At 66.3% G+C, this 25,231-nt stretch carries 26 protein-coding genes; 8 read left to right on the top strand and 18 right to left on the bottom strand.

Translation table 11 applies throughout. The features are described 5' to 3' along the window. Window positions 1-2 precede the first annotated feature (2 nt). Window positions 3-974, bottom strand: coding sequence for an ABC transporter substrate-binding protein (locus KUH32_RS13945; protein ID WP_217779215.1), 972 nt, complete (start codon window positions 972-974; stop codon window positions 3-5). Window positions 975-1,130: 156 nt separating this feature from the next. Here KUH32_RS13945 and KUH32_RS13940 point away from each other — a divergent pair, with 156 nt between their 5' ends. Then, on the top strand, window positions 1,131-1,538 hold the full coding sequence (locus tag KUH32_RS13940) for a c-type cytochrome (protein WP_217779214.1): 408 nt from the start codon (window positions 1,131-1,133) through the stop codon (window positions 1,536-1,538). Between the two features lie 3 nt (window positions 1,539-1,541). Here KUH32_RS13940 and KUH32_RS13935 read toward each other — a convergent pair whose 3' ends face one another. Further along, complete coding sequence (locus tag KUH32_RS13935) at window positions 1,542-2,108, bottom strand: Crp/Fnr family transcriptional regulator (protein ID WP_217779213.1); 567 nt, start codon at window positions 2,106-2,108, stop codon at window positions 1,542-1,544. A gap of 68 nt (window positions 2,109-2,176) precedes the next feature. Here KUH32_RS13935 and KUH32_RS13930 point away from each other — a divergent pair, with 68 nt between their 5' ends. Next, window positions 2,177-2,716, top strand: coding sequence for a hypothetical protein (locus KUH32_RS13930; RefSeq protein ID WP_217779212.1), 540 nt, complete (start codon window positions 2,177-2,179; stop codon window positions 2,714-2,716). Between the two features lie 9 nt (window positions 2,717-2,725). Here KUH32_RS13930 and KUH32_RS13925 read toward each other — a convergent pair whose 3' ends face one another. Next, window positions 2,726-3,286: a hypothetical protein gene (locus tag KUH32_RS13925; protein WP_217779211.1), complete on the bottom strand. Its 561-nt coding sequence runs from the start codon at window positions 3,284-3,286 to the stop codon at window positions 2,726-2,728. A 166-nt stretch (window positions 3,287-3,452) separates the two neighbouring features. On the opposite strand from KUH32_RS13925, the gene KUH32_RS13920 reads away from it, so the two are divergent. The 3 genes from KUH32_RS13920 to KUH32_RS13910 all read left to right on the top strand — a co-directional run bounded on the left by KUH32_RS13920 (window position 3,453) and on the right by KUH32_RS13910 (window position 7,094). Continuing rightward, window positions 3,453-5,213: a PQQ-dependent methanol/ethanol family dehydrogenase gene (locus tag KUH32_RS13920; RefSeq protein WP_217779210.1), complete on the top strand. Its 1,761-nt coding sequence runs from the start codon at window positions 3,453-3,455 to the stop codon at window positions 5,211-5,213. Window positions 5,214-5,499: 286 nt separating this feature from the next. After that, the gene (locus KUH32_RS13915) at window positions 5,500-6,555 is read left to right on the top strand and encodes a calcium-binding protein (protein WP_217779209.1); all 1,056 of its coding nucleotides are present in this window, start codon (window positions 5,500-5,502) and stop codon (window positions 6,553-6,555) included. Window positions 6,556-6,605: 50 nt separating this feature from the next. After that, entirely contained in the window at window positions 6,606-7,094 is a 489-nt protein-coding gene (locus tag KUH32_RS13910) for a hypothetical protein (protein WP_217779208.1), read from the top strand. Window positions 7,095-7,183: 89 nt separating this feature from the next. Here the strand turns inward: KUH32_RS13910 and KUH32_RS13905 are convergent, their stop codons facing one another. Beyond that, window positions 7,184-7,516, bottom strand: coding sequence for a GYD domain-containing protein (locus tag KUH32_RS13905; RefSeq protein ID WP_217779207.1), 333 nt, complete (start codon window positions 7,514-7,516; stop codon window positions 7,184-7,186). Between the two features lie 217 nt (window positions 7,517-7,733). Further along, a complete protein-coding gene (locus tag KUH32_RS13900) occupies window positions 7,734-9,275 on the bottom strand; it encodes a helicase HerA-like domain-containing protein (protein WP_217779206.1) in 1,542 nt (513 codons plus the stop codon). 464 nt (window positions 9,276-9,739) lie between these two features. Here KUH32_RS13900 and KUH32_RS13895 point away from each other — a divergent pair, with 464 nt between their 5' ends. Next, window positions 9,740-10,363, top strand: a complete 624-nt coding sequence (locus KUH32_RS13895; RefSeq protein ID WP_217779205.1) for an invasion associated locus B family protein — start codon at window positions 9,740-9,742, stop codon at window positions 10,361-10,363. Window positions 10,364-10,389: 26 nt separating this feature from the next. On the opposite strand, the gene lpxB is transcribed toward KUH32_RS13895, so the two are convergent. The 12 genes from lpxB to frr all read right to left on the bottom strand — a co-directional run bounded on the left by lpxB (window position 10,390) and on the right by frr (window position 21,871). Further along, complete coding sequence (lpxB, locus tag KUH32_RS13890) at window positions 10,390-11,556, bottom strand: lipid-A-disaccharide synthase (protein WP_217779204.1); 1,167 nt, start codon at window positions 11,554-11,556, stop codon at window positions 10,390-10,392. Continuing rightward, window positions 11,553-12,431, bottom strand: a complete 879-nt coding sequence (locus KUH32_RS13885; protein WP_217779203.1) for an LpxI family protein — start codon at window positions 12,429-12,431, stop codon at window positions 11,553-11,555. The genes lpxB and KUH32_RS13885 overlap by 4 nt, the downstream gene beginning before the upstream one ends. Window positions 12,432-12,435: 4 nt before the next feature. Further along, entirely contained in the window at window positions 12,436-13,263 is an 828-nt protein-coding gene (gene lpxA, locus KUH32_RS13880) for an acyl-ACP--UDP-N-acetylglucosamine O-acyltransferase (RefSeq protein WP_217779202.1), read from the bottom strand. After that, on the bottom strand, window positions 13,221-13,682 hold the full coding sequence (fabZ, locus tag KUH32_RS13875) for a 3-hydroxyacyl-ACP dehydratase FabZ (RefSeq protein ID WP_217779201.1): 462 nt from the start codon (window positions 13,680-13,682) through the stop codon (window positions 13,221-13,223). Before fabZ ends, lpxA begins: the two co-directional genes overlap by 43 nt. Window positions 13,683-13,745: 63 nt before the next feature. Continuing rightward, window positions 13,746-14,312 (bottom strand): OmpH/Skp family outer membrane protein, encoded by a 567-nt coding sequence (locus KUH32_RS13870; protein WP_217779200.1) that lies wholly within the window; start codon window positions 14,310-14,312, stop codon window positions 13,746-13,748. A gap of 4 nt (window positions 14,313-14,316) precedes the next feature. Beyond that, complete coding sequence (bamA, locus tag KUH32_RS13865) at window positions 14,317-16,614, bottom strand: outer membrane protein assembly factor BamA (RefSeq protein ID WP_217779199.1); 2,298 nt, start codon at window positions 16,612-16,614, stop codon at window positions 14,317-14,319. Between the two features lie 159 nt (window positions 16,615-16,773). Further along, window positions 16,774-16,923, bottom strand: coding sequence for a hypothetical protein (locus KUH32_RS13860; RefSeq protein ID WP_217779198.1), 150 nt, complete (start codon window positions 16,921-16,923; stop codon window positions 16,774-16,776). Between the two features lie 83 nt (window positions 16,924-17,006). Further along, window positions 17,007-18,350, bottom strand: a complete 1,344-nt coding sequence (rseP, locus tag KUH32_RS13855; protein WP_217779197.1) for an RIP metalloprotease RseP — start codon at window positions 18,348-18,350, stop codon at window positions 17,007-17,009. Window positions 18,351-18,359: 9 nt separating this feature from the next. Next, window positions 18,360-19,529: a 1-deoxy-D-xylulose-5-phosphate reductoisomerase gene (gene dxr, locus KUH32_RS13850; protein WP_217779196.1), complete on the bottom strand. Its 1,170-nt coding sequence runs from the start codon at window positions 19,527-19,529 to the stop codon at window positions 18,360-18,362. Continuing rightward, entirely contained in the window at window positions 19,526-20,314 is a 789-nt protein-coding gene (locus tag KUH32_RS13845; RefSeq protein ID WP_217779195.1) for a phosphatidate cytidylyltransferase, read from the bottom strand. Before KUH32_RS13845 ends, dxr begins: the two co-directional genes overlap by 4 nt. Then, window positions 20,311-21,036, bottom strand: a complete 726-nt coding sequence (uppS, locus tag KUH32_RS13840) for an undecaprenyl pyrophosphate synthase (protein WP_217779194.1) — start codon at window positions 21,034-21,036, stop codon at window positions 20,311-20,313. The genes KUH32_RS13845 and uppS overlap by 4 nt, the downstream gene beginning before the upstream one ends. Window positions 21,037-21,307: 271 nt before the next feature. After that, window positions 21,308-21,871 (bottom strand): ribosome recycling factor, encoded by a 564-nt coding sequence (frr, locus tag KUH32_RS13835; protein WP_217779193.1) that lies wholly within the window; start codon window positions 21,869-21,871, stop codon window positions 21,308-21,310. 198 nt (window positions 21,872-22,069) lie between these two features. On the opposite strand from frr, the gene KUH32_RS13830 reads away from it, so the two are divergent. Further along, window positions 22,070-23,386, top strand: a complete 1,317-nt coding sequence (locus KUH32_RS13830; RefSeq protein ID WP_217779192.1) for a CAP domain-containing protein — start codon at window positions 22,070-22,072, stop codon at window positions 23,384-23,386. A 48-nt stretch (window positions 23,387-23,434) separates the two neighbouring features. On the opposite strand, the gene pyrH is transcribed toward KUH32_RS13830, so the two are convergent. After that, window positions 23,435-24,172 carry a UMP kinase gene (gene pyrH / locus KUH32_RS13825; RefSeq protein ID WP_217779191.1) on the bottom strand — a complete coding sequence of 246 codons (738 nt, stop codon included), beginning with the start codon at window positions 24,170-24,172 and terminating at the stop codon, window positions 23,435-23,437. Between the two features lie 159 nt (window positions 24,173-24,331). Between pyrH and miaA the strand changes: the two genes are divergently transcribed. After that, the gene (gene miaA / locus KUH32_RS13820) at window positions 24,332-25,231 is read left to right on the top strand and encodes a tRNA (adenosine(37)-N6)-dimethylallyltransferase MiaA (protein ID WP_254899172.1); all 900 of its coding nucleotides are present in this window, start codon (window positions 24,332-24,334) and stop codon (window positions 25,229-25,231) included.

Raw genomic sequence — 25,231 nt, 5'->3', positions numbered from 1 at the left:
GTTCAGCTGCCGGGCTGGACAAAGACACCCTCGGGCAGTTCGGTGACCGGGCCCAACAGCTCTTCGCCGCCCAATTCGGCCATCAGCTTCAGCATCTTGGCCGCGGCTGCCTCGTCCACCGGGCCCGGATTGGGGATACCGGCCCGGTAACCTTCGACCAGCTTGGCGAATTGCGCATCGGTCTCGGCGTTCATTCGCGGACGCAGCCGCTCCCATTCGGCATCGTCGCCGGCCAGCATTTCCTTGGCGGCGCGCGAGGCCGCGGCAAGGCCATGAACCAGTTCGGGGTTGTCGCGCAGCATCTCGCCGCGCATCACATAGCCCAGCAGCGGCGTTTCAGGGTCAAGTCCAAGCGCCTGCGCGGCCTCGTCGACGGTGACCAGCTTGCGCATGCCCGCCGCCTCCATCTTGGCCAGGAAGTGCCAGAAGTTGATCGCGCCATCCAATTCACCCTGCAGCGCGGTCTTGAAGATCAGCGGCGGCGCGCCGAAAACCTGTTCGGTCGAGGCCACGAGGTCGACGCCCTGCTGCGCGGCGAAGGCCTGAAGGATCAGCCAGGACTTGTCCAGCGGCCCGCCCGCGATGCCGATCTTGCCGCGCGCGAGGTCGGCCAGCGATTGCGCCGGGCTGTCGCCGGGCACCATTAGCGCGCCCACGGCCTTGGAATAGGGGATGAAAACGTAATCCTTGCCCGCCGCGCGCTGTCGCGCCACCCACAACCAGTCGGACACGATCACATCCGCCTCGCCGCCCTGGAACGCGATCTGCGCGGCGGACCCGCCCGCCATGCCCTGAACCTGCAACGCGAACCCGTTGGCCTTGTCCAGGCCATGATGGGTGATGCTGTCCAGTTCCCAGTTCACCGTGCCGAATTCCAGGACCGCGGCACGCAGCACCGGCATTTCCGCCAGCGTGGCGGATGCGGTCAGAACCAAGGCCGCGCCGGCGGCGCGGATCGTAGCCAGAATGCTCATGAGACTCCTCCCAGTCTGTCCGCGCCAGCCTAGCAGCGGAAAACCGCACCAAAATACGACCAAAGGACAGGCGCGCGGAGCGCCGCTTTTGAGTTGGATCAAATCCGGACCCGCGGCGGGCGCCTAGCGTCGCTGCATCATAGGAAGGACCAGACCATGACCCGCCTGACGACCCTTGCCGCCCTGTGCCTCGCCACGTCCCCCGCGCTGGCAGACACCTTCGACATGATCAAGATCGACGCCGGCGAAACCCTTTTCGACCGCGAATGCCGCCGCTGCCACGCGGTGGACTCGACCGACCCGTCCTACGGCCCGCCGCTGGAAGACGTGGTCTATCGCGCTGCGGGCAGCTACGAGGGATACGATTATTCCATCGCGCTCGAAGCGTCGGGCATCGTCTGGACCCCCGCGGCCCTGCGCGCCTGGATGGAAGACAACAAGGGTTTCATGCCCGGCACCAAGATGCGCCATGTCGGCATCGAGGATCGCACCGTCCAGGACTTCATCCTGGCCTACCTGACCTCGATCAGCGACGTCGAAAAGAACAAGGCGATCTCTGATTGAACGTCAGCGCGCGGCATAACGACCGCGCGCAACCTTGCTCACGCGCCCCGCCGCGACCAGCCGCGTCAGCGCCCGCGCGCAGGCCTCCTGCGTCAGACCGATCTCGGCGGCAAAGGCGGTGACGGTGCCGGGCTGGCCTAGCCCCACCAGCGCCGCAAGCACCCGGTCCTCGGCCGACCGGATCGCGATGATCTCGCGCCGCAGCCGTTCCTGCCGCACCTGGCCCGCCAGATGCGCGCACAGCGTTTCCGCGAAATCGCCTCCTGCCCGCAACGCCGCAAGCACCGCCGACTTGTCGATCCGCCACGCCATTGCCGGCTCGATCGCCACCGCGTCGCAATGATAGCGGTCCGCGAAAAGCGCCGCCTCGGCCAAGGTCGCGCCCGGCCCGGCGCGCGCGATCACGACACGCTGGCCCTCGACGGTGACCCGGACCAAATGCACCGATCCGGTCTCGATCGCAAAGATCGCGTCGGCACGGTCGGCTTCGGCGAACAGCCGGTCGCCCTGGGCCAACGCGACGCGGCGCAAGGCGGCTTCGGGAAGGCTGTCGAAAGGCGGACCGATCATGATCGGGATCATAAGCCCGGCGCCGCCGGACGTCTATCGTCAAACGCCCAAGTCAGCCGGAGGTCCCGATGATCCGCCCACTCGCTATTGCCCTTGCCGTTGCCACCACCTTCGCCGTCCCCGGCGTGGCGCAGCACGCGACCCACACGGTCTACCGTGCGCCGGACGCGGTACAGGAACCCGGACAAGGCGCCTTTGCCGCGATCGCCGAGATCGTCGCGCTGCTGCGAACCGATCCCGCGACCGACTGGAGCCGCGTCGACATCGCCGCGCTGCGCCTGCATCTGCAGGACATGAACACCGTGGCGCTGACCCTTGTCGTATCCGAGGACGCGGTACCGGACGGGCTGCGCATGACTGTCGCCGACGGGGCGCCCGGCGCCGATGCGGCGCAGCGCATGGTGCCGGCGCACGCAGCCGTGCTGGCGGCCGAGACCGGCTGGCGGTCGGAGGTCGAGATCGGCGCTCGAGGGCTGGTCTGGATTGTCACCGACCCCGAGGAGGCCGCGGCGATCCGGGCGCTTGGCTTCTTCGGATTGCTGGCCACCGGCAACCATCATCCGGCGCACCACCTGGCGCTGGCGCGCGGCGATCCGATGCATCGCTAGCGCGGGCTTTCAATCCGGCAGCACCCGCAACACCGGCAGCCAGTGGCTGTCGGGGTCGGCCTGGTGCAGGTCGCCGGGTGCGATCGGGCGCAGATCGCCCGCAACCGGCGGCACCGCCAGCATGTCCATGTTCATTTCATGCACCGCGCCGGTCAGGCCGCTGCCGTCGCGCGCCAGCGCGTAATAAAGCCCGTTCCACATGTCGATGCCGTAATCGCCCTTGCCCTTCCAGACGAACAGCAGGTCGTATTCCAGATCGGTCGGCCCGGCGTTCAGGTCATGCCGGTTGGGATAGGGATAGGGTACGTGGCACCACATCTTGTCCGGCCCTTCGAGGCATTTGAACGGCCGCATCGACAGGAACTGGTCGGTAAAGGGCGCATCGTTCATGGACAGGCGATAGGCGCCCGCGCCAACCTCCAGCGCGCCGATCCGGATGCGTGCGCCCTGCCCGTCTTCCAGCCAGATGCCATAGCCGCCATCGGCCAGCAGCGGCGCGGCGACCGTCGGCTGGGCAAGGGCCGCGATCGCGGCCAGGACTGGCATCGCCTTGCGGCGCAAAGTGGACATGCCCGCCAGTTGAGCCGATTCGTCCCCCGCCCTGTCAAGCCCGCGAAGGTCGTAAGACTCACGTCGCATATGGCGCACGGGGCGCATGACTATACTCGGGCTCGGGAAAGACCGGCCGCCATTCACCCGGCGGCCATTTCAACGGCGTGTTCACGGGAGGAAACACATGAACAGATTCGTCGCCGCCGTCGCGTTCGGAATGCTGGCCACGATGGGCCAGGCCGAAGTGACCGAGGATATGCTGGCCAACGACCAGACCATGACCGACCAGGTCGTGACCAACGGCATGGGCCGGCACCTGCAGCGCTATTCGCCGCTGGACATGCTGAACCGCGAAAACGTCAAGAACCTGGTTCCGGCCTGGGCCTTCAGCCTGGGCGGGGAAAAACAGCGCGGGCAGGAAACCCAGCCGCTGGTCTATGACGGGATCATGTACATCACCGGGTCGTATTCCCGGCTTTACGCCATCGACGTGAAGACCGGAAAAGAGATCTGGCAATACGACGCCCGCCTGCCCGAAGGCATCCTTCCCTGCTGCGACGTCATCAACCGCGGTGCCGCGCTTTATGGCGACAAGGTGATCTTCGGCACGCTGGATGCGCGCATCGTGGCGCTGAACGCCAAGACGGGCGACGTGGTCTGGCGCGACCAGATCGACGATTACAAGGCCGGCTACAGCTACACCGCCGCGCCGCTGATCGTGAACGGGCTGGTCATCACCGGGAATTCCGGTGGCGAATTCGGCATCGTCGGATCGGTGCAGGCGCGTGACGTGAACACCGGCGACCTGGTCTGGGAACGCCCGGTGATCGAAGGCCATATGGGCACGCTGAATGGTCAGGAAAGCACCATGACCGGTACGCTGAACGCCACCTGGCCGGGCGACATGTGGAAGACCGGCGGCGGGGCGACCTGGCTGGGCGGTTCCTATGACGAACGCACCGACACGCTGATCTTCGGCGCAGGCAACCCCGCGCCCTGGAATTCGTGGCTGCGCGATGCGGGCCAAAAGAACGACGGCACCGGCGACAACCTCTATGCGGCCAGCCGGATCGGCATCAACCCCGCCGATGGCGAGATCAAGTGGCACTTCCAGACCACTCCGCGCGAAGGCTGGGACTACGACGGCGTGAACGAAGTGGTCGCCTATAACGACCGCGCCGGCAACCAGCGCCTGGCCACGGCCGACCGCAACGGGTTCTTCTACGTGCTCGACGCGGCCGATGGCGGCTTCGTTTCGGCCATGCCTTTCGTCAAGGATATCTCCTGGGCCAGTGGCATCGACGAGAACGGCCGCCCGATCTTTGTCGAGGAAAACCGCCCCGGCGACCCGGCCGAAGCGGCCGACGGCAAGAAGGGCGCGGTGATCTTCGCCTCTCCGTCCTTCCTCGGCGGCAAGAACTGGATGCCGATGGCGTTCTCGCAGCGCACCGGCAATTTCTACGTGCCCTCGAACGAATGGGGCATGGACATCTGGAACGAGCCGGTGACCTACAAGAAGGGCGCGGCCTACCTGGGCTCGGGCTTTACCATCAAGCCGAACTACGAGGACCATATCGGCAGCCTCAAGGCGATCGACCCCGACACGATGGAACTGAAATGGGAGGTCAAGAACGACGCTCCGCTCTGGGGTGGCGTGATGACCACCGCGGGTGGCCTGGTGTTCTACGGCACCCCCGAAGGCGAGTTCGTGGCGCTGGATGACGAAACCGGTGAAAAGCTTTGGTCGTTCCAGACCGGCTCTGGCATCGTCGGCCAGCCGATCACCTGGGAACAGGATGGCGAACAGTATGTCTCGGTCATCTCGGGCTGGGGCGGCGCGGTGCCGCTCTGGGGTGGCGAGGTCGCCAAGAAGGTCAACTACCTGAACCAGGGCGGTCTGCTCTGGACCTTCCGCCTGCCCAAGGAACTGGCTTCGGCTAACTGATCCGGACGGATTTGCAGGAACGGGGCCCGGCCGCATGGCCGGGCCCTTTGCCGTCTTGCCGCCCCAGATGATTCGAAACGACCAGGCCGGAAAGTCGCGGATTTGTCCAGCGCAATCAGGGGGAGTGTTGGGCGATGCCGCCTCTACCAAACGGATGAACAATTCGGTCCGATTCGATCGATTGTGCCCGAGTCACTGCCGATTTAACCGAATGTGTTAAGAAAGTGTTAAGAATACGGCGCTTTCCGGCCAACACTGTCGGGCATCCCCTGCGGAGGTTCGGCTCATGGAATTCTTCTTGCTCTTGTTGCTTGGTGGCGGCGCGATGGCCCTTGCCTCGTCCGGTGGAAACGGCGGCTCTGACCGCGATGACGATGACTTGGACGGCGGCGACACCGATGGCGGCGACGACGGCGGTGGCGGCGACGACACCGGCGGCGGCGGAACCGGTCTTGACGACATCCTGAGAGGAACCGGCGGCAACGATCTGCTCGAAGGTACCGACGGCGATGACACGATCGCCGCGGCCGGCGGCGACGACACCCTCCTGGGCGGCGATGGCGACGACGTGCTCGACGCCGGACCGGGGGCGGATCAGGCTGATGGCGAGGCGGGCGACGACACGGTTTTCGGCGCGGCAGGTGACGACACCCTGTCCGGCGGCGCAGGCGACGACGTGGTCGCAGGCGAAGACGGCGACGACGTCATCGATGGCGGCACCGGGAATGATCAGCTGTTCGGCGACAACGGCCAGGACACCCTCACCGGAGGGCAAGGCGACGACGAGATCGTGGGTGGCGACGGCGACGACGTGATCGACGGCGGAGACGATGACGACGACCTGTTCGGCGGCGACGGCGACGATTCGATCGAAGGCGGACCCGGATTCGACGACCTTCTGGGCAATGCGGGCGCAGACACCTTGTCGGGCGGCGATGACGGTGACCAGCTGTTCGGCTTTTTCGACGGCGATGATGACGGCTTGCTCAGCGAAAGCGACATCTACGACCCGGATCTGCTGCTGGGCGGCGATGGCGATGACAGGATCGAACTGGGCAGCGGCGATACCGCGGTGGGCGGGGAAGGAACCGACCTGTTCTTCACCGGCATCTGGGTCGATCCCGCGAATCCGCCGGAGATCCAGGATCTGACCGCCGATGAACTGATCGTGGTCCTGTTCCCCGAAGGCGGCGACACCGAACCCGTCACGACCGAGATCGACCCGGCCACCGGCGATACCCTGATCCTGGCGGGCACCCAGGTGGTGGCCACCGTGCCGGCTTCGGCCGGACCGGTCCTGCCGGGTCAGGTCGTCATTTTCGAAAGCCCGCGCTTCGCCTGACGAGACGCGAGAGAAGATTGGGCCGCCCTGGCCATGAAAGGAGTTGATCGATGAAGCATTACTCTTGTGCAACCCGTCGCTTGCAGCACGCCTTGTGCGCGGTTCTGGCGATTGCGGCGGTCAGCATGGCAAGCGTCGTCGTCGCGTTGGACGATCCGCCCGAGCCGCCCAGCTACGACCGTCCCAGCTTCGATCCGCCCGATGTCGAACCGCCGAAGGAACGCGAGGTGTCCAATGAAGGCGAGGAAGGCGAAGAGGGCGAACGCCCGCGCCGTCCCGTCCCGCCGAAACCGCTGGTCGACTTGGTGCAATGCATCGAAAAGGACGGACTTGTTCACGCGGCGTTTTCGCCGGGCCTGAACCGCCAGGCGATCCGGGAAGGCCGCAAGTTCTGCAAGGCGACGGGGGCCAAACCCAATGCCACGGTGCGTTGCGTGACCGAAAACGGCGAGCGCCGCATCCAGGTCCTGCCCGGTCTGTCAAAGCATTCGACGAAATGGGCACGGAATTTCTGCATGTGTGCCTGGGGACTGGCCTGAAATCCGCACCTGCCGCACACGCACACCCACACACAAAAGCAAAAGCGCCCGGACCGATGGCCCGGGCGCTTTTGCATGGTTTGTCGCGCTCAGCCCGTCGCGGGCGTGTATTTCGCCACCCCCGCGCCGGCTTTCTTCATCGCCGCCTGCGCCTGCGCGCTGGTCAAGAGTTTGGTCGTCGCACCACCGGACATCGCGCCGGATGCACCCACGATCATCGTGCAACCAGCGGCGGTTTCGTCGTCCGGTGCTTCGATCAGTGCCACGACGTCATCGTGACCGAAGCAGAAGAACATGTGGTGCAGTTTGCCGCCCATCGCCTCGATCATCGAGCGCGCCGCGACTTCGCGGTCTTGCGGTTTGGTGATCATCGCCTTGATGGCGTCCGAGGTGTAGCGGCCTTGAAACAGATAAAACGGCATGGGGTCCTCCCGAATGGGTTGGTTTGAAAAGGAACGGTTGTCGCAAAATCACAGCCCGGCAGCGCGCAAACGCGCGACAGGTCTACGGGGATCAGGCAACCGGCCGAACCGGTAACGATCAGGAAAACCAACGCGCCACCGACTCGGCCGGCGCACCTCCCCGCGCGCCGAACCTATCACAAAAGCCGTGATCGGAACATGGCGGACCCGCCGGGCCTCAGCGCGCCTTGAAAAGACCGCCCAGGATGCCGCGCACGATCCGGCGCCCGGTGGTGCCCTTGAGCTCCTTGATGACCACCTTGGCCACCTCGGCGCCGAAACCGCCGCTACTTCGGGTCGCGCGCGCCGTCGACCGGCCGACGCGGGTGCCGGAATAGCGCCGCCCGGCCTGGTATTCGCGCTGCGCGGCTTCCAGTTCAGCCTCATGCCTTTCGGCTTCTTCCGCCGCTTTTGCCGCTGCCGCAGCGCGCTCGGCCAGCATTTCATGCGCCGAATGCCGGTCGATCGCCTGGTCGTACTTGCCCGCCAGGTCGGATCCCGCCAGCACCGCAGCGCGATCGGCCTTCGAGATCGGCCCAAGCTGCGACGACGGCGGGCGGATCAGCGTGCGTTCGGCCACGCCCGGCACGCCCTTCGGCTGCAGCATCGAGGTCACCGCCTCGCCCACACCGACCTCGCGGATCGCGGTTTCGATGTCGAACCGCGGGTTTTCGCGATAGGTCTGGGCCGCCATCCGCAACGCCTTCTGGTCGCGCGCGGTGAAGGCCCGCAGGGCGTGCTGCACCCGGTTGCCCAACTGGCCCAGGATGTCCTCGGGCACGTCGTCGGGGTTCTGGGTGATGAAATAGACCCCCACCCCCTTCGACCGGATCAGCCGCGCCACCTGTTCCACCTTGTCGACCAGCGCCTTGGGCGCGTCGTCGAACAGCAGATGCGCCTCGTCGAAGAAGAAGACCAGCTTGGGCTTGTCCGGATCGCCCACCTCGGGCAGTTCCTCGAACAGTTCCGACAACATCCACAGCAGGAAGGTCGCGTAAAGCCGCGGCGCCCCCATCAACGTGTCGGCGGCCAGGATGTTCACCTGCCCGCGCCCGTCCGCACCCACCCGCATGAAATCGTGCAGATCCAGCGCCGGTTCGCCGAACAGCTTGGACCCGCCCTGGTTTTCCAGCACCAGCAGGCGACGCTGGATCGCCCCGATCGAGGACGTCGCCAGGTTGCCATAGCGCAGGCTGAGGGCATCGCGGTTCTCGCCCAGCCAGACCAGCATCGCACGCAGGTCGTCCAGATCGAGCAGCGGCATCCCCTCTTCGTCCGCGACCCGGAAGGCGATGTTGAGAATGCCCTCCTGCGCCTCGCTCAACTCCAGCAGCCGCGACAGCAGCAGCGGGCCCATTTCGGCCACGGTCGTGCGGATCGGATGGCCCTGTTCGCCGAACAGATCCCAGAAGGTGACCGGAAAGGCGTCATAGCCGAAATCGTCGAAACCGATCTTGGCGGCGCGTTCCATGAAAGGGCCGTGCAGCTTGAATTCGGCGCTTCCCGGTCGCGCAAGGCCCGACAGGTCGCCCTTGACGTCGGACATGAAGACCGGAACGCCGGCGGCCGAAAAGCCTTCGGCCAGGATCTGCAGCGTGACGGTCTTGCCGGTGCCGGTTGCGCCCGCGATCAGCCCGTGACGGTTGGCGTATTTCAACGACAACCACTGCTTCTCGCCGTATTCCGGACCGCCACCGCCAACGAAAATACCTTCGGTCACGCCCTGTCCTCCGCTGTCGTCCCGGGCTGAACATACATCCTTAAGCTTTTGATGCCAGTATCATTCCTGTCCGGGGCGACATGTCCTCTCCTGCTTCGGACTGACTTCCTCCCTGTCAGACTGGCCGCGCCGAAAGGCGCGGTCTTTTTTTCCCGCGATCGGTGCGGGCTTCCCGCGGCTTGTTGTGGAAAAGCCTGTTGACCGACGCCTCATACTTTCGTAGCGTCTGCGCAATGACAAAGTCGGCCGGTCCGACAGGGAGTGAAACGGGAAGGGGCCTAGCGGCCCCTTTCTCTTTGTTTTGAAGTGGTTGCGCGACGTTCCCCCTGCAAAACAGGGTCCGAAAAGCGGCCCGCAGCGGATTTCCGCGTCACCCTGCCGCGAGGTCGGGTTTTTCCACCCTGACAGCGCTGCGCGCCCATGTTAATCGGGGCGCAAACAGACACCGATCCAGAGGATTGTTCATGAAACATGCGTTGCTCATTGCCGCGGCCCTGGCGGCACTGACCGCCGTCCCCACGCTGGCCCAGCAGACCGAAACGACCAGCGAAACACCCGCCGAGGCACCGGCCGAAACGCCACCGGCGGATGCGCCCGCGGATCAGACGGCCGACGCACCCTCGGGTGAACCGGCGGTCGGCGATGTCTACCAACGCCAGGAAGGCGACTGGCGGCTGGTCTGCGAGAAAACGCTGAGCGGCGAAGACCCCTGCCGGATGGCGCAGCTCATGCGCGACGCCAACAACAACCCGGTGATGGAGGCCGAGCTGACCCGGCTGGCGGGCGAAAACCTGCCCGCCGCGGTGATGGTGATCAACACTCCGCTGCTGACGCTTCTGACCGAAGGCGTGACGCTGACCATCGATGGCGGCAGCCCCGCCAAGATCCCGTTCATGTTCTGCGACAACCAATCCTGCGTGGCGCGGGTGAACCTGCGCGAACAGGACGTGTCTACCTTCAAGCGCGGCAACGTCGCCCGGGTCCGGATCGTGCCGTTGGCCGCGCCGGACAATTCCGTGACCGTGGACATGTCGCTCAAGGGCTTCACCGCCGCTTTCGACAGCATTCCCGCCCTCGCGCAGAACTGAGCCTTCGGGCCTTGCCGGGCCGGGCGTCAGTGCCCTGGCCCGGCCGCCTCGGCGATGCCGTCCAGCACCGCCCGTGCCGCCCGCAGACCGGGTGGCTCGCCGCCCTGCCCCAGTCGATCCATCGTGACCGCCATCGCCGCCTGTTGCGCGTCCGGCGCATTTAGCGTGTCCAGCACCGCGCGCGCGATGGAGTCGGGTCGGCAGGCCTGGCCGATGAATTCCGGAACCGCGCGGGTTTCCGACACCAGGTTGACCAGCGTCACCGTATCGACCCGCAACATCCGTCCGATGATCTGCCGCGACAGCCAGTTCATGTCATAGGCGATGACCATGGGCGTGCCGGCCGCGGCCAGTTCCAGCGACACCGTACCCGAAGCCGCGACGGCGACATCCGCCGCGGCAAAGGCGGCGCGTTTCATCGCGCCATCGGGGTCCTGCGCCGGATCGACGATATGCGGCGCCGCCGGCCAGTCCTTCATCGCCAGACCGATCATGTCCCGCACCGGTGCCGCGACCGGCAGCACCAGCCTGATTTCCGGCCGCGCCGCGACCAGCCGTTGCGCCACCGCGCGAAAGACCGGCAGCAGCCGCGACACCTCGGAGCGCCGCGAACCCGGCAGGATCAGCGCCAGCGGCGCGTCGCCGATGCCCAGCCCGTCGCGAAATGCCCGCGCCTCGCCGGCGCCGGCCTGCGGATCGGTCACCACCGGGTGCCCGACGAAATCGCAGCGCATGCCCGCGGCTTCCATGTAGGGCGGCTCGAACGGCAAGAGCGCCAGCACCTGGTCGACATGCGCGGCCATCCGCGCCGCGCGCCCGGGCCGCCACGCCCAGACCGTCGGCGCCACGTAATGCACCACGCGGATATCCGACGCGGCCTTGACCAGCCGCGCCACCCGAAGGTTGAATTCCGGCAGGTCGATAGTCACCAGCACGTCCGGCCGTGCGGCGATCACCGCCTCGGCGGTCTGGCGGATCCGGCGCTTGAGCGCGCGGTATTGCGACAGGATCTCGGTGATGCCCATGATCGAGATTTCGGACATCGGGAACAGGCTGGTCAGGCCTGCGGCCTCCATGCGCGGGCCGCCGACACCGTCAAAGGCGACGCCCGGCACCAGGTCGCGCAGGCCGGCCATCAGCGCCGCACCCAGCTTGTCGCCCGATGGCTCGCCGGCGATGACGAAGACCTTCACGACGCGGGCCTTTCGCGGACCCACAGGAACAACCCGGCCCGGTCCAGAGCCGCCACGGTCGCGGCGCGGTCCAGCACCATCACGCCGCCGGCTTCGATCACGATGCCGGCCAGTCCGGCGCGGATCGCGGCCATGGCAGTGCCCGGCCCGATCACCGGCAGATCGGCACGGCGGTCCTGCCCCGGTTTCGGCGCCTTGTAAAGCAGACCGTCACCCGCCCGGTCGATGCCCGACAGCCAATCCGCCGCATCGCCCAGCAGATCGCCGGTTCGGTCCATCAGCCAGCTGACCGGATCCGCCGCCTGATCGCCCGAAAGCCGCGCCAGCATCGCATCGGTGCCGGCCATGTCCTCGCGCGCGACGACACGGCCGCCGCGGATCACGCAGGCCTGGCCCAGATCGGCCGCGCCCATTTCCACCAGGGCGGCGTCACCAAGCGCGGCGGCCGGCGCCGCATCCGCATCCGGCTGGGCCCGCGTCGGAACCCCGGCCGGTGGCAGCAGGGACGGCGCCGCCTCGTGCGCGGCCAGCACCGCAAATCCCGCCTCCTCGAACAGCGCCAACACGATCCGCAAGGCTGCGTCATCGCCCTGCCCCAACGCCTCGGACAGCCGCGGCACCAGCGGCACCGTCGCGGCGTCGATGGCAGCCGGATCGATCGGGGGCCGGCGGATATGGCCGCACAAGCAGACCCGCGTGACGCCGCGGGCCTTCAGCCACGCCATCAGGCTGCCCAGCGTTTCCATCCGGAAGGTCAGTTCGGGCTGCAACCCCGCGGGTGCGAAACCCTGCAACGCGCAGATCACCGGTGCGACCGACTGCGCCGCGGCCACGGCCGCAGGCAAGTGCCCCGCCCCGCAGATCAGCGCCAGCACCGGCCTAGCCCGGTGTCAGGAACGACCGATCGCTGTCGCCCAGGATGAAATCGACGATTTCGCGCACATAGGCGCTGTCGGTCTCGCCGCCCAGCCGTTTCGCCCGGTCGACGAACGCGCCCTCGCCCTGCGCCAGCATCTGGAACGCCGCGCGCAGCGCGGTGATATCGGCGCGTGCCACGCCCTTGCGTTTCAGCCCGACCAGGTTCAGCCCGTGCAATTCGCCGCGCGGTGCCTGCACCAGGCCGTAGGGGATCACGTCGTTGGTCACCATCGTGACCGCGCCGATGATCGCTCCGCGGCCGATCCGCACCCATTGGTGCACGCCCGACAAACCGCCCACGATCACGTCATCCTCGATGACGCAATGCCCCGCCAACGCCGAGTTGTTGACCAGGATCACCCGATCACCGACCTGCGCGTCATGGGCCACGTGGCAGCCCGCCATGAACAGACCGTCATCGCCGACCCGTGTCACGCCGCCGCCGCCTTCGGTGCCGGTGTTCATCGTCACATGCTCGCGGATGCGGTTGCGCTTGCCGATCTGCAAACGGGTCTTCTCGCCCTTAAACTTGAGGTCCTGGGGAATTTCGCCGATCACCGCGAAGGGAAAGACCACGCTGTCCTCGCCGATCTCGGTCAGGCCGGTGACAACCACATGCGACTTGAGCGTGACCCGGTCGCCCAGCACCACGTCCGGACCGACGTGACAGAACGGGCCGATCACGCAGCCCGCGCCGATCCGCGCACCGTCCTCGACCACGGCCGAGGGATGGATCACGGCATCGCTCAAGACGGCAGGTCCATCATCGCGGTGAATTCGGCTTCGCATGCCATTTCGCCGTCAACCTGCGCCACTCCCGAGAATTTCCAGACCTTGCCGCCGGGCTTGCCGCGCAGCGTGGTCAGCCGCATCTCCAACTGGTCTCCGGGGATCACCTTGCGGCGGAACTTGCAGTTGTCGATGGCCATGAAGTAGATCAGCAGGTCCTTGTCGGCCAGATCCATCGCCACACCCACCATCACCGCCGCGGTCTGCGCCATCGCCTCGACGATGGTCACGCCCGGCATGATCGGGGTGCCGGGAAAATGGCCTTGGAAATGCGGCTCGTTCATGGTGACGTTCTTGATCCCGAGCGCCGAGGACGTGCCGTCGATCTCTTCCACCCGGTCGACCAGCAGAAACGGGTAGCGGTGCGGCAGGATGCGCTGGATCATCTGGATGTCGGCGCGGCGAAGGGCTTCGGTCATGTCGGTCTTTCCAATTCGTCTGCGCCCCGGTCCTAGCAACCCCGCCGGGTCGGGGCAAGCCGCTCAGCGGCTGTCGTCGGGGGACAGCCCGCTGCCATCTCCGATCGCCGCATCGACCCGGGATATGGCGATATCGGTGATGTCGACATCGTCGGCGGCCAGCAGCACGCTGCGCCGTTCGACCAGCACCGCGGCCCCGGCCTCGCGCATCAGTTGTTGCAGAACCGGTTGCGCCGCCGCCAGGAACCGCCGTTGTTCTTCCTCCGACCGCGCACCCAGGGCGCGCGCCTTGCTGTCCTGTTCGCGGCGCAGGCGCTGGACCTTTTCGTCAAAGGCATCGGCCAGCGCGCGGAACGCCTCCGAGCTGAGGCTCGCGCGCTCTTCGGTCAGGCGGCGTTCCTCCTCGGTCAGTTCCGCTTCGATCCGGCGGTTTTCCGCGGCGATCTCGGCCCCTTCGCTTTCAAGCGCGGCGGCGACGCGGCGGCCGAACGCGCTTTGCTCGAAAACCCGTTCGAATTCGATGACCAGGATCGGGCTTTGCACCATGCCGCCAGACACCGTCTGCGCCGTGGCGGCCGGCGCAGCCAGGCTCAACGCCAGCACGGTCAGCCAGCGACGCAGCCGACGCATCGCGTCAGAACCGGGTCGAGATGGTCAGGTCGAAGGCTTGCGGCTCGTCGTGTTCTTCCTTGACCAGCGCCTCGCTGAAGTTCAGCCGCAGCGGTCCCAGAACGCTGTCCCAGAAGATCGAAAAGCCGACCACATGGCGGGCGCTGAAATCCTCGTAGATGACGTTCGGCGACGACCGGTCCAAGCCCCAGACCGAGCCGACATCGTAGAACAGACCGCCGGTGATGCCGTATTCCTCGGGCAGGCCCAGCGGGAACTCGGCCTCGAACCGCGCGACGGCGAATTTCGTGCCGCCAAGCGCATCGTCGATGCCGCCGGTGCGTTCGCGCGGACCGATGCCGCCGAACTCGAAGCCCCGCATGACGCTCGACCCCAGGAAATAGCGGTCGACCGACCGGCTCTTGCCGCTTGAATAGTTCAGCAACCCGCCTTCCAGCGTCGCGCGCAGGGTGACTTCCTCGTTCAGGATGGTCGTCTGCGCCACCGCGCGGACCGAGGTCTTGGTGAAGGACGAGTCGCCGCCAAGACCGCCGAAATCGGTGCCGAATTCCAGCAATACCCCGGCATTGGGGTTCAGACCGGTCCGGCGGGTGTCATAGCTGTAGGTAAAGCCCACCGAACTGTCGATACGCTCGCCCTCGGCGGCTTCCTCCTTGACGATCTGGCCGACCGAAGTGCTGTCCTCGTCGACATCGACCATGTCGCTCAGGCGCGTCGTGTAGCGCAATTGCAACCGGCCGTTTTCGGACACCGGAAACGTGAAGCTCGGCTGGAACACACCGGTCTTCGTGTCGTATTCGGCCGAACCCTGGTTGTCGGTTTCGGCATAGTTCAGACCAAGGTTGAACGCCAGGTCGCGTGCCAGAAACGACGGTTCGGTGAACGAAAAGCTGTAGTTGCGCGTGGTCGACGCGGTGTTGATCGCAAAGCGCAGCTCCTGCCCGCGGCCCAGGAAGTTGCGTTCCGAGAACGAGATCGCGGCGCCCAGGCCGCTTGATGTCGAATACGACCCGCCAAAGCTGAGCGAGCCGGTCGGCTGTTCCTCGACATCCACGTCGACGATCACCTGGTTGGGGCTCGAACCCTCGCGCGCGTTCACATCGGAACTGCTGAAGAAACCGAGCGCGCGGATGCGTTCGGCGCTTTCGCGGATGGCGCGCGGGTTGAACGGATCGCCCTCGACCACGTCGAACTGGCGGCGGATGACACGGTCCAGCGTGGTGGTGTTGCCCTCGATGTCGATGCGCTCGACAAAGATGCGTTCGCCCCGGGTCAGCACGTATTCCACGTCCAGCGTCAGATCGCGGTCGTTGCGCGAGATCCGCGGATCGACGCGGATGAAGTTCAGCCCCTCGCGGATCGCCAGCCGTTCCAGCCGCGCGATGTCGACCTCGACCCGGGTGGGTGAATAGACCACGCCTTCGCGCAGCTTGACCGCGTCCTGGAACAGATCGGGGTCAACATCCGGCAGGTCCGATGTCACGGTCACGGCACCAACCCGGAATTGCTGACCTTCCTCGACGTTGAAGGTCACGAAATAACCGTCGCGTTCCTGGGCCAGTTCGGCGTTGACGCCGGTGATACGGAAATCGACATAGCCGCGCGCGGCGTAGAAATCGCGCAGCAACTGGCGATCGAATTCGATCCGGTCCTCGACAAAGGTGTCGCGGCGGATCACCGCGCGCAAAAGGCCGGCCTGCTTGGTTTCCAGAACCCGGCGCAGGCGCCGGTCGGAATAGGCCTGGTTGCCGACAAAGGCGATGCGCTCGATTTCCGACACACCGCCTTCGAAGATCTCGAACACCAGATCGACGCGGTTGTCCGACCGGCGGATGACCTTGGGTTGCACCCGGGCCGCCAGACGGCCCTGCTGCCCGTAGGCTTCGGAAATCGACTGCGCGTCCTGTTCGGCCAGGCGCGGGTTGAACACCCGGCGCGACTGCGACTGGACGATATTGGCCAGATCCTCGTCCTTGATCCGGTTGTTGCCCTCGAAGGCGATGCGGTTGATCGTCGGATATTCCACGACCGAGATCACCAGGCGCGAGCCCTGCGGTTGCAAGTCGACGGATTCGAACAGGCCCGAGGCCGTGAGCCGCTGGAACGCGTCGTTGAGTTCGGCCGCCGACACCGCTTCGCCGCGGGCGATCCCGGCATAGCTCAGGATGGTGCCCGGCTCGACCCGCTGGTTGCCTTCAATGGTGACGGATTGGAAACGGTAATCCTGCGCCAGCGCGGCATCGGGAACCGCCGAGAACGACAGCCCCGCCGCGATGGCGATCGCGGCCGCGCCCCTGGTCATCCTGCCTGTCCGCGCCCGAAGTTTCAGAGACGGCTTTCCGATGACCTGTCGTGCCATAACGCAATCCAATCTGACGTGCCTGTTGCACCGTCAGTATCGGGATTGCCCAAAGTTGTCAAAAGCCGAAAAGCAACGTCCGCGCGCGTTGTGTTCGGCAGGTTACGGCATCATCTGAACCGGCTCGTGAAAGCTGCCGATGAAGGCGCCGAAGAACAGCGCGAAAAGGATCGTGCAGACATAAAGCAGACGGTCCCAGTTGATCACGAAAATCAGCTGCAGGCTGCGGTATCCGGCGTTGATCGTTTGCATGGGACAAGCTCCCTTTTTTGCGCTTGTCCTCGATCTTAACCAGGAAATCTGGCCGAATTTTGACGCTCAGACCGGTGATTGTTTCACGGACAGAACAAATCGTTGCTCAGAGCGAAGACCATCAACCCAAGCACCAGCGTCAGTCCGATCGACATCAGCACCCGCAGCGCGCGGTCGCTGGGCGGCCGGCCCGACACCGCCTCGTAGGCGTGGAACACCAGGTGGCCGCCATCCAGAACCGGCACCGGGAACAAGTTCAGCAGACCCACCGCCGTCGACAGCACGGCGATGAACCAGATGAAGCTGGTCGTGCCCTGGCTGGCCATGTCGGCCGAGGTCTCGGCGATGCCGATCGGCCCCGACAGGTTGCAGGTGCTGATCGCGCCGGTGATCATGTGCCACAGGCCCGACAGCGACCCCTGCATGATCGTGCCCACCTGCACGACACCCGAAGTGAACGATTCCACGAAGCCGGCGGATTCGGTCGCCGGCTCGAACGCGATGCCCCCGATCACGCCGATCCGGAAGACCGTGCGAAAACTGTTGTCGGGCTGCGGCTCGTCGATACGCTTGGGGCTCAGCGTGATGGGAACGATATCGCCGCCCCGCCAGACCTCCAGCGCCAGCGGCGCGCCGTCCGAGCCTTCGACCTCGACCTTGAGCTGGTCGAAGGCGAACACCTCTTGCCCGTTGATGGTGACGATCACATCGCCCTGCTGCAAACCGGCATCACCGGCCGCCGAGCGCGGCACGATGCTGGTCACGATGGGCGGATAGACATACGGACCGCTCACCGTGTCGCGGCGCCCGCCGCGTTCCACGAGATACTCCAGCCTGGGCTGCTGCGGCAGCGCCTTCATGAACGCCTCGTAGGCGACCGGGTCGTCGAAGGACGGCGGGGCCTTGCCCTCGATCTGCAGGATCACGTCGCCTTCCTGTAATTGCTGCGCCACCGGCAGCGTGCGCAGTTCGCCCACCGTCAGCGGCTCGGACACCACGCCGCGCGCCATGAAGACGCCGGTGAAGATGATGATCGACAGGGCAAAATTGAACGCGGGGCCGGCCGCCACCGTCGCCGCCCGCGCCCAGAGCGGGGCGCCGTTCATCGTGCGCCGGCGCTCGGCCGCATCCATGTGCGACATCGCATCCAGGTCCAGGCCGCCCGATGCGTTGGCATCGCCCTTGAACTTGACGTAGCCGCCCAGCGGGATCAGCGCGAACTGCCATTTCGTGCCGCGCCGGTCATAGCGCGAGAACAGCACCGGCCCGAACCCCAGCGAAAACACGTCGGCGTCGATCCCCGACCAGCGCCCGACGATGTAATGACCATATTCATGGATGGCGACGATCACGGACAAGGCCACGATAAACGCGAAAATCGTCCACAGGACGCCTCCGAATTGCGGGATCAGCGTGGTCAGGTCCAAAGGGGCCCCCTATCTGCGTTCTGCTACGGTCTCGTCCGCGGTCACCCGGGCGAGATGGTCTGCCTCGCGCACGTTATCAAGATCAAACGGGGCATCAATAAGGCCCGTCCGTGCCCATAGACGCTCCAGAACCGCCTCGACAACCGCGCTCATCTGGGGAAACGAGATACGCCGCGCAAGGAAATGGTCCAGCGCCCGTTCCTTGGCGGCGTTGAACACCGCCCCCGACAGGCCGCCGGTTTCCATCACCGCCCGCGCCAGGCGCAAGGCCGGCCATCGCACCTCGTCGGCGGGCCGGAAATTCAGTTGGCCAAGGGCGGCCAGGTCCAGCCGCGCCACCGGCAGGTCGCGCCGTTCGGGATAGTGCAGCGCAAAGCCGATCGCGTGGCGCATGTCGGGCGGGCCGACATGGGCCATCAGCGCCCCGTCGCGGAATCCCACCAGCGCATGGATCAGGGATTCAGGGTGCACAACGGCCTCGATCCGGCTGGGCTCGACCCCGAAATATTCTTTTGTTTCAATAAGCTCCAGCGCCTTGTTGAACATGGATGCCGAATCGATCGTGATCCTCTGACCCATGTCCCAGTTGGGATGCGTCGCCGCCTCTTCCGGCGTCGCATGCTCCAGCGCCTCCAGCGGCCAGTCCCGGAAGGCGCCGCCCGACGCGGTGATCACGATGCGCTCGACCGCCGCCATGTCCTCGCCGACCAGGGCCTGGAACACCGCCGAATGCTCGCTGTCCACCGGCAGCACCCGTGCGCCGCAGTCTCGCGCCGTGGCCATCACCAGCGGCCCGGCGCAGACCAGGCTTTCCTTGTTGGCCAGCGCCAGGGTCGCGCCCTGTCGCAGCGCCGCCAGGCCCGGTGCCAGCCCGGCAAAGCCGACGATGGCCGACATCACCCAATCCGCCGGGCGTGACGCAGCGTCAACCAGCGCGGTCTCCCCCGCAGCGGCCTCGATCCCCGTGCCCGCCAGCGCCGCGCGCAGCGCCTCGAGCTTGCCTTCGTCCGCCGTTACCGCAACGTCCGCCCCAAGCCGGATGGCGTCCCGGGCCAGCTGCGTGATGTTCTGCCCGCCGGTCAGCGCGACCACGTCGTAGTCGTCGGGCGCCCGCGCGATCAGGTCGATGGTGTTCTGCCCGATCGATCCGGTGGCGCCCAGGATCGTCACGCGCTTCATGGCGCCCCCGGGGGAAAGTCCGCGATCTGGCCGGCGATGACGATGAACAGCGCCGCGCCCAGCATGCCGTCGAACCGGTCCATCAATCCGCCATGCCCGGGGATCAGCGACGAGCTGTCCTTCACCCCTGCCCGCCGCTTGATCGCGCTTTCCGCGATATCGCCGATCTGGCTGGCCATGCTGACCGCGACCGAGATGCCGGCCAGCCCGTAACCGGCCGCGGTCGACTTCGCGAAAAGCAGCCCGACCAGCGCCGCGCCGGCCCAGCCCGCCACCGTGCCGGACCAGGTCTTTTTCGGACTGACCCGCGGCCACAGCTTGGGCCCGCCGATGGCGCGCCCGGCAAAGTAGCCCGCCACGTCGGTCACCACCACGACCATCACCAGCCACAGCATCCAGACCAGGCCGAAATCGTCGCGCAGGTCCATCATCCCGTAGCCGGCCAGCAGGATCAGCGCGGCGAAGATCGCGAATGTCGCCTCGCCGCGTTCCATGCGCGACAATCCCAGCAGCGACGGAAACATCAGCAGCGGCAACGCGAAGGCGGGTGGCAGTTCGATCGCCGCCAGCGCCGCGACAAAGGCCACCCCGGCCAGAACGTAGGGGCTGCGGGTCCGGCCGGTATCCAGCATGCAGACCAGTTCCCACACCATGACGCCGCAGATCACCGCGATCAGCACGTGAAACCAGTCGCCGCCCAGCCAGACAGCGCCGAGCCCGACCGCGATCATCGCCGCGCCCGAGCCGATGCGCACGCCCAGGTCTTCCCAGGAGGCGCCGCTCATGCCTTGACCGCGCCGTAACGGCGGTCGCGCGCACCGTATCCCTGCACCAGACGCGCCAGTTCGGCGGCGTTGAAATCGGGCCACAGCGTGTCGACGAATTCATACTCCGCATAGGCCGATTGCCACAGCAGAAAATTCGAAATCCGCGCCTCGCCGCTCGTGCGGATCACCAGGTCGGGATCCGGCAAAACATAAGTATCCAAGTACTTTGGCAGGGTTTCTTCACCCACGTCTTCGGGCCGCAGCTTGCCGGCGGCCACGTCATGGGCCAACCGCCGCGTGGCCCGGGCGACTTCGTCACGGCCGCCGTAATTCAGCGCGATGGTCAGGTTCACGCCACTGCAATCGGCGGTCATCAGTTCCAGTTCGTCCATCAGCGTGACCAGCTTGTCGTCCAGCTTGACCCGGTCGCCGATGAAACGCACGCGGACATTCTCGCGCTTCAGCGCCTTGGCTTCCTGGGTGATATACCGCCGGAACAGGCTCATGAGCCCGGCCACCTCGGTCTGGGTGCGTTTCCAGTTCTCGGTGGAAAAGGCGAAGATCGTCAGATACTTGACCCCCAGATCGGGACAGGCTTCGACGACCTCGCGCACCCGCTTGGCGCCGGCATGATGGCCGAACAGCCGCGGCCGCCCGCGTTGCGTGGCCCACCGCCCGTTGCCATCCATGATGATCGCCACATGCCGTGGCCCGCCGGTCTCCCGGATCGTCTTGACCATTTCTGGTCCCCGTTCTGCCTGCCTGTCCGGCCTTTATCCGCTCGTCTTAGCCCAGGTCACGGGGAAACCCCAGAGAAAAGCCTCTGCAAGACGGGTCGCGGCGGCTCGCTGCCGGGAAATTGCGGAAGCGTATCGGCGGCAAGGGATGCGGCGAGGTTAGGCCATCCGGGGCTCCGCCCTTTGGTCATCCGGGGCTCCGCCCTTTGGCCATCCGGGGCTCCGCCCTTTGATCGGCCGAAACGCGCCACTGGCGCGTTTCCGAACAGGCCGATCAAACCTGCATGATTTCCTGTTGCTTGGTGTCCAGCGCGTCGTCGACCTTCTTGATGTAGGTGTCGGTCAACTCCTGCACCTCGGCTTCCCAAAGCTTCTGGTCGTCCTCGCTCAGGCCGTCGGCCTTGGCCTTCTTGATCTGGTCCATGCCGTCGCGGCGGACGTTGCGGATCGCCACGCGGGCATGTTCGGCATATTGCCCGGCCACCTTCGACAGCTCGCGGCGACGCTCTTCGTTCAGTTCCGGGATCGGCAGCATGATGATCGTGCCGTTGAGCTGCGGGTTGATCCCCAGACCCGATTCGCGGATCGCCTTTTCCACCTTGCCGACCAGGCCCTTGTCCCAGACGTTGACCGTGACCATCCGCGGTTCGGGCACGTTGACCGTGCCGACCTGGTTGATCGGGGTCATCTGGCCATAGGCATCCACCATCACCGGCTCGAGCATCGAGGCACTGGCGCGGCCGGTCCGCAGCGATGCGAACTCGGTTCGCAGATTGGCCATCGCGCCATCCATGCGGCGCGTCAGATCATCCGTATCCAGTTCGAATTCGTCGGACATTGCTTGGCAAACCCTCTCATTCCCTCGCGCCCATCGGCAGATACACGCCAGTGCGAAGCATTGCAATCAGCGCGTTTCAGCCCGTCGCCACACTGACGCCACAAGCGTTGTTTACGTGAGTCGCCTGACATGGAACTGGGGTGGCATGCGCTCGTCGGGGATGGCGGGCGATGGGCAGTCAGGCAAAGGGTATTGCTGATGATACAAGCCGATCAATACGAACGCTACATGCTCGAACTGATCAACGCCGAGCGGTCGAAAGTCGGGGCCGATCCGCTGCAACTGGAACTGAACCTCAACGAATCCGCCGAAGACCACTCACTCTGGATGCTTCAGACGGACATCTTCTCTCATACCGGCGTCGGCGGCTCTTCTGCCACGCAGCGCATGAACAACGCCGGTTTCGACTTCAGCGGAAGCTGGCGGTCGGCCGAGAACATCGCGGTCCAAAGCGAACGCGGCTCGTCCGGCATCATGGACGACGTCTATGACCTGCATGTCAGCCTGATGAACAGCAGCGGCCACCGCGCCAACATCCTGAACCCCAATCTCGACTATATCGGAATCGGGATCGAGGTGGGGTATTTCCGGTTCGACTCGGGCAACTACTATTCCGTGATCGTGACGCAGAACTTCGCCTCGACCGGAGGTCAGGCCGACCTCGACACCGGGCAGACCGCTCCCGATCCGCAACCGCCGGCTGACCCGCCGCCGCCGCCGCAAGAGCCCGAACCGCCGGCCCCCGGCCCGCTGGTGCTGAACGGCAGCGCGCAGAACGAGGTGCTGGACGGCGGTACCGGCAATGACACGATCACCGCCTTCGCGGGCAACGACACGCTGAACGGCGGCGACGGTGACGATGTGCTGAAAGGCAACGAAGGCGCCGACCGCATCAACGGCGACGGCGGCAACGACCTGATCCACGCCGGCGACAACAACGATACCGTGCTGGGCGGCAGCGGGAACGACCAGATCTTCGGCCAGAACGGCCGCGATCTGCTGCGCGGCGGTGACGGGTTCGACACCCTGTGCGGCGATGGCAGCGACGACACCGTCGAAGGCGGCGTCGGGCGCGACAAGCTGTTCGGCGGGTCGGGCAACGACGTGCTGCGCGGCGGCCTTGGTAACGACGCGGCCTATGGCGGCACCGGAAATGACCGCATCTTCGGCCAGTCCGGCGACGACAAGATGCTGGGCGGGGATGGCGACGACACGATGTCGGGCGGCCACGGCAACGACACGATCGAAGGCGGGCGCGGCATCGACTGGCTGTTCGGCGGTGCCGACGCCGACAGCTTCGTCTTCGCCCGGGGATGCGGGGTCGATCGTATCCGCGACTTCGAGAACAACCTCGACGAAATCGACCTGCGCGACTTCAACTTCGCAACCGCGTCGCAGGCGCTGCAATTCGCCGATCAGGTGGGCGCAGACGCGATCTTCGATTTCGGCAACGGCGACCGGCTGATCGTGGAAAACATCGCCGTTTCGGCCTTGGCGGACGATCTGCTGGTATGATCTCCTGCCGCCCGTCGCCTTGGCGCACGGGCGGCCGGCTCACCCGGCCTACCCGCCGACCCGCGTATAGGTGCCCGTGCCGGCAAGAATGCCCTTGAACCCGCCGGGCTCGTCCAGCGAAAAGACGATGATCGGCAGGTTGTTGTCGCGCGCAAGCGCGATGGCGCTGGCATCCATCACCTTCAGGTGCTTGGCCAGGCAGTCATCGTAGCTGATCGTGTCATAGCGCACCGCATCGTCGTGCTGCATCGGGTCCTTGTCATAGACCCCGTCCACCTTGGTGCCTTTGAAGATCGCCTCGCAAGCCATTTCGTTCGCACGCAAAGTCGCCGCCGTATCGGTGGTGAAATAGGGGTTGCCGGTGCCCGCGGCAAAGATGCAGACGCGCTTTTTCTCGAGGTGCCGGACCGCGCGGCGGCGGATATAGGGCTCGGCCACCTCGTCCATGCGGATGGCGCTGATGACCCGGGTGAACACCCCCAGCCCTTCCAGCGCCGATTGCATCGCCAGCGCGTTCATCACCGTCGCCAGCATGCCCATGTAGTCGGCGGTGGTGCGCTCCATCCCCTGCGCGCTGCCTGCCAGCCCGCGAAAGATGTTGCCGCCGCCGATCACCATGCAGATCTCGACACCCAGCTCATGCACCGATTTCACTTCGGCCGCGATGCGCTGCACCGTCGGCGGATGCAGGCCGAAACCCTGGTCGCCCATCAGCGCCTCGCCCGAGATTTTCAGCATCACGCGCTTGAACCGCGTGTTTTCGGCCGGATCACGCGTGTCGCTCATGTTGCGCTCCATCTCGTCGGGGGTCTAGGATCGCTGGCATGAATGGCGGAAAAAACCGCGCCCTGCAATGCATCGCGGCAGGCTTTCTTCACCGCAACCGCCAGCCAAGGCCGCCGAACCGGCCGCAGGGGCCGGACCGAAGGGTTAACGACAGGCGTCATGCCGGACCAACTGGACAACGTACTGGACGGCATCGCGCCCGACCGCCCGGTGCTGATCGCCGGCCCCACCGCCAGCGGCAAGTCGGCGCTGGCCCTGGCGCTGGCCGAACGGCAGGGCGGTGTGATCGTCAATGCCGACGCGATCCAGGTCTTCGCCGACTGGCGCGTGCTGACCGCGCGGCCTTCGCCCGAAGACGAGGCGCGCGCGCCGCACCGGCTCTATGGCCATGTGCCGGGCGACCGGCCCTATTCGGTCGGCCAGTGGCTGCGCGATCTCGATCCCGTTCTCGCCGGACCCGACCGGCCGATCCTCGTCGGCGGCACCGGGCTGTATTTCACCGCCCTGACCGAAGGGTTGGCGGACATCCCCGAAACCCCGCCCGAAATCCGGGCCGAGGCCGATGCGCTGCTGGCCGGCGGCGGGCTTGCGCGGATGATCGACGCGCTCGACCCCGCGACACGGGCGCAGATCGACCTGGCCAATCCCGCCCGCGTCCAGCGCGCCTGGGAGGTGCATCGCACCACCGGGCGCGGGCTGGCCGCCTGGCAGGCCGACACCCCGCCGCCGCGCCTGCCGCTGGCACAGGCGCAGCCGCTGCTGGTCGACGCGCCCAAGGCCTGGCTGACCCCGCGGATCGAGGCACGCTTTGCCGGAATGCTGCGCGAGGGCGCGCTGGACGAGGCCCGGGCCAACGTCGCCGCCTGGTCGCCCGCCCTGCCCTCGGCCAAGGCCATCGGCGCGGCCGAACTGATGGCGCATCTGCGCGGCGAGATCCCGCTGGACGAAGCCGCCGCAAGGGCGACGATCCTGACCCGGCAATTCGCCAAGCGCCAGCGCACCTGGTTCCGGGCCCGGATGGGCGCCTGGACGCGGGTCGCCGCGGCCGATCTGGGTTGA

It is taken from the genome of Thalassococcus arenae, assembly GCF_019104745.1.
GTDB lineage: Bacteria > Pseudomonadota > Alphaproteobacteria > Rhodobacterales > Rhodobacteraceae > Thalassococcus_B > Thalassococcus_B arenae.
Note: the sequence above shows the minus strand (reverse complement) of the source record. Positions and strands in the feature narration are given on the sequence as shown.

Excerpts from the sequence above, each read along its gene's own strand:
- KUH32_RS13945 (WP_217779215.1), bottom strand. The coding sequence starts at position 974 with ATGAGCATTCTGGCTACGATCCGCGCCGCCGGCGCGGCCTTGGTTCTG.
- KUH32_RS13940 (WP_217779214.1), top strand. The coding sequence starts at position 1,131 with ATGACCCGCCTGACGACCCTTGCCGCCCTGTGCCTCGCCACGTCCCCC.
- KUH32_RS13935 (WP_217779213.1), bottom strand. The coding sequence starts at position 2,108 with ATGATCGGTCCGCCTTTCGACAGCCTTCCCGAAGCCGCCTTGCGCCGC.
- KUH32_RS13930 (WP_217779212.1), top strand. The coding sequence starts at position 2,177 with ATGATCCGCCCACTCGCTATTGCCCTTGCCGTTGCCACCACCTTCGCC.
- KUH32_RS13925 (WP_217779211.1), bottom strand. The coding sequence starts at position 3,286 with ATGTCCACTTTGCGCCGCAAGGCGATGCCAGTCCTGGCCGCGATCGCG.
- KUH32_RS13920 (WP_217779210.1), top strand. The coding sequence starts at position 3,453 with ATGAACAGATTCGTCGCCGCCGTCGCGTTCGGAATGCTGGCCACGATG.
- KUH32_RS13915 (WP_217779209.1), top strand. The coding sequence starts at position 5,500 with ATGGAATTCTTCTTGCTCTTGTTGCTTGGTGGCGGCGCGATGGCCCTT.
- KUH32_RS13910 (WP_217779208.1), top strand. The coding sequence starts at position 6,606 with ATGAAGCATTACTCTTGTGCAACCCGTCGCTTGCAGCACGCCTTGTGC.
- KUH32_RS13905 (WP_217779207.1), bottom strand. The coding sequence starts at position 7,516 with ATGCCGTTTTATCTGTTTCAAGGCCGCTACACCTCGGACGCCATCAAG.
- KUH32_RS13895 (WP_217779205.1), top strand. The coding sequence starts at position 9,740 with ATGAAACATGCGTTGCTCATTGCCGCGGCCCTGGCGGCACTGACCGCC.
- lpxA (WP_217779202.1), bottom strand. The coding sequence starts at position 13,263 with ATGCGAAGCCGAATTCACCGCGATGATGGACCTGCCGTCTTGAGCGAT.
- fabZ (WP_217779201.1), bottom strand. The coding sequence starts at position 13,682 with ATGACCGAAGCCCTTCGCCGCGCCGACATCCAGATGATCCAGCGCATC.
- KUH32_RS13870 (WP_217779200.1), bottom strand. The coding sequence starts at position 14,312 with ATGCGTCGGCTGCGTCGCTGGCTGACCGTGCTGGCGTTGAGCCTGGCT.
- bamA (WP_217779199.1), bottom strand. The coding sequence starts at position 16,614 with ATGACCAGGGGCGCGGCCGCGATCGCCATCGCGGCGGGGCTGTCGTTC.
- KUH32_RS13860 (WP_217779198.1), bottom strand. The coding sequence starts at position 16,923 with ATGCAAACGATCAACGCCGGATACCGCAGCCTGCAGCTGATTTTCGTG.
- dxr (WP_217779196.1), bottom strand. The coding sequence starts at position 19,529 with ATGAAGCGCGTGACGATCCTGGGCGCCACCGGATCGATCGGGCAGAAC.
- KUH32_RS13845 (WP_217779195.1), bottom strand. The coding sequence starts at position 20,314 with ATGAGCGGCGCCTCCTGGGAAGACCTGGGCGTGCGCATCGGCTCGGGC.
- uppS (WP_217779194.1), bottom strand. The coding sequence starts at position 21,036 with ATGGTCAAGACGATCCGGGAGACCGGCGGGCCACGGCATGTGGCGATC.
- frr (WP_217779193.1), bottom strand. The coding sequence starts at position 21,871 with ATGTCCGACGAATTCGAACTGGATACGGATGATCTGACGCGCCGCATG.
- KUH32_RS13830 (WP_217779192.1), top strand. The coding sequence starts at position 22,070 with ATGATACAAGCCGATCAATACGAACGCTACATGCTCGAACTGATCAAC.
- pyrH (WP_217779191.1), bottom strand. The coding sequence starts at position 24,172 with ATGAGCGACACGCGTGATCCGGCCGAAAACACGCGGTTCAAGCGCGTG.
- miaA (WP_254899172.1), top strand. The coding sequence starts at position 24,332 with ATGCCGGACCAACTGGACAACGTACTGGACGGCATCGCGCCCGACCGC.